The organism is Flexivirga sp. YIM B11880 (genome assembly GCF_058148645.1).
This window is the reverse complement of sequence record NZ_JBMAMH010000023.1, coordinates 21,288-27,390: the sequence shown is the minus strand read 5'-3', so window position 1 is coordinate 27,390 and position 6,103 is coordinate 21,288. Positions and strand designations below refer to the sequence as shown.

Sequence of the window (6,103 nt, the reverse complement as noted above, 5' to 3'; positions counted from 1 at the left end):
GTGGGTGAGCGCATATGCCGAGCAGGTGCCGGCGACGGCGACGGCGGCCGCCGTGCCGACGACCGCCAGCTTGCGACCGTGACCGGCGCTGCGTCCCCACTTCAACCAGGCCAGGCCGCCCGCGGCATGCGTCGCGTGCCCTGCCGTGGCCCACGCGATGCCGGGACCGAGAGTCAGGACGGCCGGCAGCAGGATGCCGCCGAGATCGGCGTCAACGACTCGCAGGTCCGCCAGCCGCTGAGCACAGGTCGGGCAGCCCTCGACGTGCGCCCGCACGTCCGGTGCCGCGGCGGTGCCCGCCGGCGGCAGCAACTCGACGAGTCGTGGAACGAAGGGCGCGCACTCCGGACGGATGCCATGAGTGGAGGCGTGCGCGCGGATGTAGGCCAGTCGGAACCCCAGGCGGGCCCGACGAGCCAGCGCCGCGACGGCATTCGGGGACCTGCCCAGTTCCGCGGCNTGTAGGCCAGTCGGAACCCCAGGCGGGCCCGACGAGCCAGCGCCGCGACGGCATTCGGGGACCTGCCCAGTTCCGCGGCGATGACGGTGTTCTTCTCGTGGTCGACCGCCGTGCGCCAGAGCACCAGCTGCCAACGCGGTGGCAACGTGGCGAACGCCTCGCGCACCAGCCCGAGTTCGGCGTGGTGCGCAACCGGGTCCACCGGGCTGCGCTCCACGCCCTCGGAGTCGGACACGTCATCGGCCAGCACGTCGTTCGCCGAGGCGCGTCGAGCACGGTTGCTCGCCTGGTTGCGGACCGACGTCACCAGATAGCCCCGCACGGAGGCCGAGGGGCCGGCGTCATGGAGCAGTGCGTGCAGCATTCCCGAGAAGGCGTCGGAGGCGAACTCCTCGGCATCCTTCGGCTGCCGGCTCACCCGCCGCGCGGCGGCGAGCGTCGCCGGGTAATGCCGTGACCAGAGTTCGGCCATTGCTTGCGGGTCACCGTCGCGAACGCGCGCCAGCAGGTCGCGATCGTCGACATCGGTCAGAACGGTCATCGAGGGTCTCCACTTACCTGGGCAGCGCGGCAGATTCTCCCATGTTGCGGGGCCTGCGTGGTCACAATGCACCCGCGCGACGTACCACTGCGACCGACGCCTCGCCGACCGCGGACAACGCTCGCAGCAGATCGACCGGATCCGTGGCGACCGGCCGAGTGCGCGACTCCGCGACCAGGCGGTTGTAGGTACGCACGGCGGACGCCAACGCCTGGAACTCCGGCGAGGAGGGGTCTGGTTCGTCGGCCGGGTGTCTTCCCACCACGTCGCCCCCTCCCCTGCCCCACGGCGTCTGCGTTGCCTTCATCTACCAAGACACTCGACCGCCGAAAGTATGACGCTGTCCCATCACGGAGCTCGCTGCGCAAAAAAGTCGCGTTCTGCCGTCATCGAACGACCTCTCACAGGTCTCCTTGTCCAGAGACGGCTCATCCACGCAGACAGGAGAATGCCCATGGGACACCCAGTTTCCGGCAGTCTTGCGCCGCAACTCGCGACGCAACTACGGCGCGAACTCACCCGCGCGCTCGCCTCGACACCGCGTTCGGCAGGAGTGGACCGGTACATCGGCTGGCTCGAGGACTCCATCAATCGCCTCACCGCGACGGGCGGGAACGACGCGGCCCAGGCGATCTACGACGAGTGGGTCGCGACGCGACCGCGATGTGCCCGCCGCGCGACGGGGTCGATCCCTCGTGTGACCGCCTGAGTCCCCGGCGATCCTGCACCTGCGCGGTGGTCGCGCGCCGAGCCGGTGCGCGCGGTTGTCGCCCTGCGAAGCAGCTGCTCGACAATATCGGGGCCGCGCTGGCACTCCTGCTCGCAGCACCGGCTGAGCCTCAGGCCAGCTGGGTGAGCCAGCCGTGCGTGTCCTCGACCCGGCCGTACTGGATGTCCAGCAGCGTGTTGCGGATCTTGGTCGCGACCTCGTCGGTGTGGCCCTCACGACGGTGGTCGCAGGAACCGCCGTCCCAGCGCAGCTCGCCGACCGGGGTCACGACGGCGGCGGTGCCGCACGCGAAGACCTCCGCCAGCTCACCGCTCGCGGCGGCGTCCTTCCACTCCTGGATCGGGATGCGGCGCTCCTCCGGTGAGAGGCCGAGGTCCTTGGCGAGGGTGAGGATCGAGCTGCGGGTGACGCCCTCGAGGATCGTGCCGGTGAGTTCCGGCGTGACGATGCGGCCGTCTTTATAGACGAGGAAGAGGTTCATGCCGCCCAGCTCCTCGATGTAGGTGTGCGTCGAGGAGTCCAGGAACACCGCCTGATCACAGCCGGCCGCAATGCCTTCCAGCTGCCCGGCGAGCGAGGAGGCGTAGTTGCCGCCGCACTTGGCGCCGCCGGTGCCGCCTTCGCCGGCCCGTGCGTAGTCGGTGGAGATCCACAGGTTGACCGGCTTGACGCCGTCACCGCCGAAGTAGGCGCCCGCCGGGGACGCGATGACCGCGTAGGTCACCCGCTTGGCCGGCCGCACGCCGAGGAACGCCTCCGAGGCGAACATGAACGGACGCAGGTAGAGGGAGGCCTCGCCGCCGTCCTTGGCGTCGGGCACCCACGCCTTGTCGACCGAGACGATCTCCTTGAGGGACTGCAGGAAGTCCTCCGCCGGGAGCACCGGCAGCGCCATACGGGTTGCGCTGCAGGCAAATCGAGCGGCGTTGGCCCCCGGGCGGAAGGTCCACACACTGCCGTCGGCGTGCCGGTATGCCTTCATGCCCTCGAAGATCTCCTGGGCGTAGTGCAGGACGGCGGTCGCCGGGTCGAGCTGGAACGGGCCGTATGCCGCCACGCGTGCGTCGTGCCAGCTGCCGTCGGCATCCCACTCGATGGTGACCATGTGGTCGGTGAAGTAGTTGCCGAAACCGGGGTCCGCCAGGATCTTCGTCCGGGCCTCGTCGCTCGCCCGATCGGGGCGCTCGGTGACAGTGAACTCCAGGGCCATGACTTCCTCCGGCTGCACTTACTAGGACGTGTTTTGATCGGACTTCCAACCAAAAGGGTAGGCCCACGCCCCGGTCGCCATACAGGCGACTCGTGACGTGGGACACGGTCGGTCGTCCGCGCCGAGCGACTGGCTACCCGTCGCCCGGGCCAGTGACCGTCAGGCGAGGCGCGATGCGATCGCGTCGCCGACCGCGCTGGTGGAGCGCTGGGCGGTGCCGCGCTCCGCGAGGTCCGCGGTCACGGCCTCCTCGATCCGTCGTGCCGCTGCGTCCTGGCCGACGTGCGCGAGGAGCAGGCTGGCCGAGAGGATCGCCGCGGTCGGATCGGCGATGCCCTTGCCCGCGATGTCCGGGGCGGAACCGTGCACGGGCTCGAACATGCTCGGCGCCGTCCGGTCGGGGTTGATGTTGCCCGAGGCAGCAAGGCCGATGCCACCGGTCACCGCAGCGGCGAGGTCGGTGATGATGTCGCCGAACAGGTTGTCGGTGACGATCACGTCGAACCGGCCCGGGTCGGTCGCCAGGTAGATGGTCGCGGCGTCGACGTGCGTGTAATCGGTGTGCACGTCAGGGAATTCGGCTCCGACCTCTTCGACGGTCCGGCGCCAGAGGTGGCCGGCGTGCGTGAGCACGTTGTGCTTGTGGACCAGCGTGAGCTTCTTGCGCTCACGCGCCTGGGCGCGGGCGAAGGCGTCCCGGACGGCGCGCTCGGCGCCGAAGCGGGTGTTGACACTGACCTCGGTGGCCAGTTCGTGCGGCGTGCCGACCCGCAGCGCACCGCCGTTGCCCGTGTAGGGACCTTCGGTGCCTTCGCGCACCACGACGAAGTCGATGCCGTTCGGGGCGACCCGGGCGACGTCCAGCGGGGACGAGGTGCCGGGGTAGAGCTTCGCCGGGCGCAGGTTGATGTAGTGGTCCAGCTCGAACCGCAGCCGCAGCAACAGGTTTCGCTCGAGCACGCCACTCGGCACCGACGGGTCGCCGATCGCACCGAGCAGGATGGAGTCGTGCCCGCGCAGCTCGTCCAGCACGGCGTCCGGCAGGGTCTCGCCCGTCGCGTGCCACCGCTTCGCGCCCAGGTCGTACTCGGTCCGCTCGACCTTGGTGTCGGTCGCCGCGTCGAGGACCTTGAGCGCTTCCGCCACGACCTCCGGCCCGATGCCGTCGCCGCCGATCACTGCCAGGTTCAAGGTCTCCGGGGATGCTGTCGTCATACCGCCAGGGTAATAGCGAGTCTCGCCATTCGATATCCAGATCTTGTATGCCGGACGAGGGCCGCGGCGGTGGTGCCGAACGCGCCGGATGGAGCGCGCTTGGCCCCAGGGAAAACTCGAGCCCCTTCTCCGGTAGTGCCGAACGCGCCGGATGGAGCGCGCTTGGCCCCAGGGAAACCGGAGACCGCCCGGGCCAGACAGGGAAGAGGCAAGACCGGGAACGGCCGACAAGCGGGCGCGGAGACGACGACCACGACAGGTGACGGCGCCCGCGAACGTGTTCGCGGGCGCCGTCACCTGTCGTGCGAGGAGTCGCAGCAAACAGCTCAGTCGCGCAGGTCCATGGACTCTTGCAGCGCGCGCCGGGCGTCCAGTTGTTCTTCGGTCATGATGACGGTCCTTCAGAAGTGCAGTGTGTGGTCCTCCGGCGCTGCCCGGGAGACAGGGCCAAGCGCGAACGGAGGTCTGGCGAGTGCCGGCGCAACGCGGGTTCTCCGCGACGAGGGGCCGACCTAGAACTCGCCGCGGCAGCCAAGGATGAGGCTCCGCATCATGAGGACAACGGTACGCCCGACCGTCCGATGTCCGATACTCCAATCTCGTTATTCGGACGCCCAACAATCGGCCGTGCTCGTGATCGTTGACGAGCACTGCTGATCCCCCGCGATCCCCTCGCCGTCCTTGGTGATTGACCGGCAGACGGAGCGCTCGAGCGGCATACAAGAGCCCGCCGGGTTCACCGTATGGCGAACCCGACGGGCTCGAGGCTCGTCCCCGCAGACCGACCGTCGGTCCTTCGGGACGGGCGGCCTACCGCGCGGCATTCGATCGCGCACTTCCACGCGACGCTGCGGGCCTCGCTCGTTCCTCGCTCGTATCCTCGCGTCGCTGTCAGCGCGCGGCAGACCCCTCGACGTAGTCGGTGTCGGTGTCGCTGTCCTTCAGCCAGCTCATCAGGCTGCGCAGCTTCTTGCCGGTCGACTCGATCGGGTGCTGGGCGGCCTTCTCGCGGAACGCCTTGAACTCCGGCGCGCCGGCGTCCTGGTCGTCGATGAACCGCTTGGCGAAGGAGCCGTCCTGGATGTCGGCCAGCACCGCCTTCATGTTCTCCTTCACGTGCGGGTCGATGACGCGCGGCCCCGACACGTAGTCACCGAACTCGGCCGTGTCGGAGATCGACCAGCGCTGCTTGGCGATGCCACCCTCGATCATCAGGTCGACGATCAGCTTCAGCTCGTGCAGGCACTCGAAGTAGGCGACCTCGGGCTGGTAGCCGGCCTCGGTCAGTACCTCGAAGCCGTACTGCACCAGCTGCGACGCACCACCGCACAGGACCGACTGCTCGCCGAACAGGTCGGTCTCGGTCTCCTCGGTGAAGGTGGTCTTGATGCCGCCCGCACGCAGCCCGCCGATGCCCTTGGCGTAAGCCTTCGCGAGATCCCAGGCAGTGCCCGACGCGTCCTGCTCGACCGCGAGCACGACGGGCACGCCGCGGCCGTCGACGTATTCACGGCGCACGATGTGCCCGGGCCCCTTGGGGGCGACCATCAGCACGTCGGCGTCCGCCTTGGGCTTGATGTAGCCGTAGCGGATGTTGAAGCCGTGCCCGAAGACCAGCGCCGCGCCGTCGTTCAGATTGGGCTCGATCTCCTCGGCGTACAGCGTGCGCTGCACCTGGTCGGGGGCGAGGATGACGACGACGTCGGCCTCCTTGACCGCGTCGGCGACCGGGAGCACCCGCAGCCCTTCGTTCTCTGCCTTCTGGGTCGACTTCGAGCCCTCGCGCAGGCCGATGCGGACGTCGACCCCCGAGTCGCGCAGGTTGAGGGCGTGCGCGTGACCCTGGCTGCCGTAGCCGATGACGGCGACCTTCCGGCCCTGGATCACCGACAGGTCGGCGTCGTCGTCGTAGTACATCTCGGCCACTGGAATCTCCTTGGTAATTAT

General features: G+C 69.1%; 6 protein-coding genes. 1 reads left to right on the top strand and 5 read right to left on the bottom strand.

Annotation, left to right across the window (positions count from 1 at the left end):
• Positions 1–173: 173 nt before the first annotated feature.
• On the bottom strand, positions 174–932 hold the full coding sequence (locus tag ACN8HC_RS19225) for a sigma-70 family RNA polymerase sigma factor (protein ID WP_490076465.1): 759 nt from the start codon (positions 930–932) through the stop codon (positions 174–176).
• A gap of 130 nt (positions 933–1,062) precedes the next feature.
• Positions 1,063–1,308 carry a hypothetical protein gene (locus ACN8HC_RS19220; RefSeq protein WP_490076464.1) on the bottom strand — a complete coding sequence of 82 codons (246 nt, stop codon included), beginning with the start codon at positions 1,306–1,308 and terminating at the stop codon, positions 1,063–1,065.
• Positions 1,309–1,455: 147 nt separating this feature from the next.
• Between ACN8HC_RS19220 and ACN8HC_RS19215 the strand changes: the two genes are divergently transcribed.
• On the top strand, positions 1,456–1,710 hold the full coding sequence (locus ACN8HC_RS19215; protein ID WP_490076463.1) for a hypothetical protein: 255 nt from the start codon (positions 1,456–1,458) through the stop codon (positions 1,708–1,710).
• A 130-nt stretch (positions 1,711–1,840) separates the two neighbouring features.
• Here the strand turns inward: ACN8HC_RS19215 and ACN8HC_RS19210 are convergent, their stop codons facing one another.
• The 3 genes from ACN8HC_RS19210 to ilvC form a co-directional block, all read right to left on the bottom strand.
• Positions 1,841–2,941, bottom strand: a complete 1,101-nt coding sequence (locus tag ACN8HC_RS19210) for a branched-chain amino acid aminotransferase (protein WP_490076462.1) — start codon at positions 2,939–2,941, stop codon at positions 1,841–1,843.
• Positions 2,942–3,100: 159 nt separating this feature from the next.
• On the bottom strand, positions 3,101–4,156 hold the full coding sequence (locus tag ACN8HC_RS19205) for a 3-isopropylmalate dehydrogenase (protein WP_490076461.1): 1,056 nt from the start codon (positions 4,154–4,156) through the stop codon (positions 3,101–3,103).
• Positions 4,157–5,047: 891 nt separating this feature from the next.
• The gene (gene ilvC, locus ACN8HC_RS19200; RefSeq protein ID WP_490076460.1) at positions 5,048–6,082 is read right to left on the bottom strand and encodes a ketol-acid reductoisomerase; all 1,035 of its coding nucleotides are present in this window, start codon (positions 6,080–6,082) and stop codon (positions 5,048–5,050) included.
• Between the last annotated feature and the right edge of the window lie 21 nt (positions 6,083–6,103).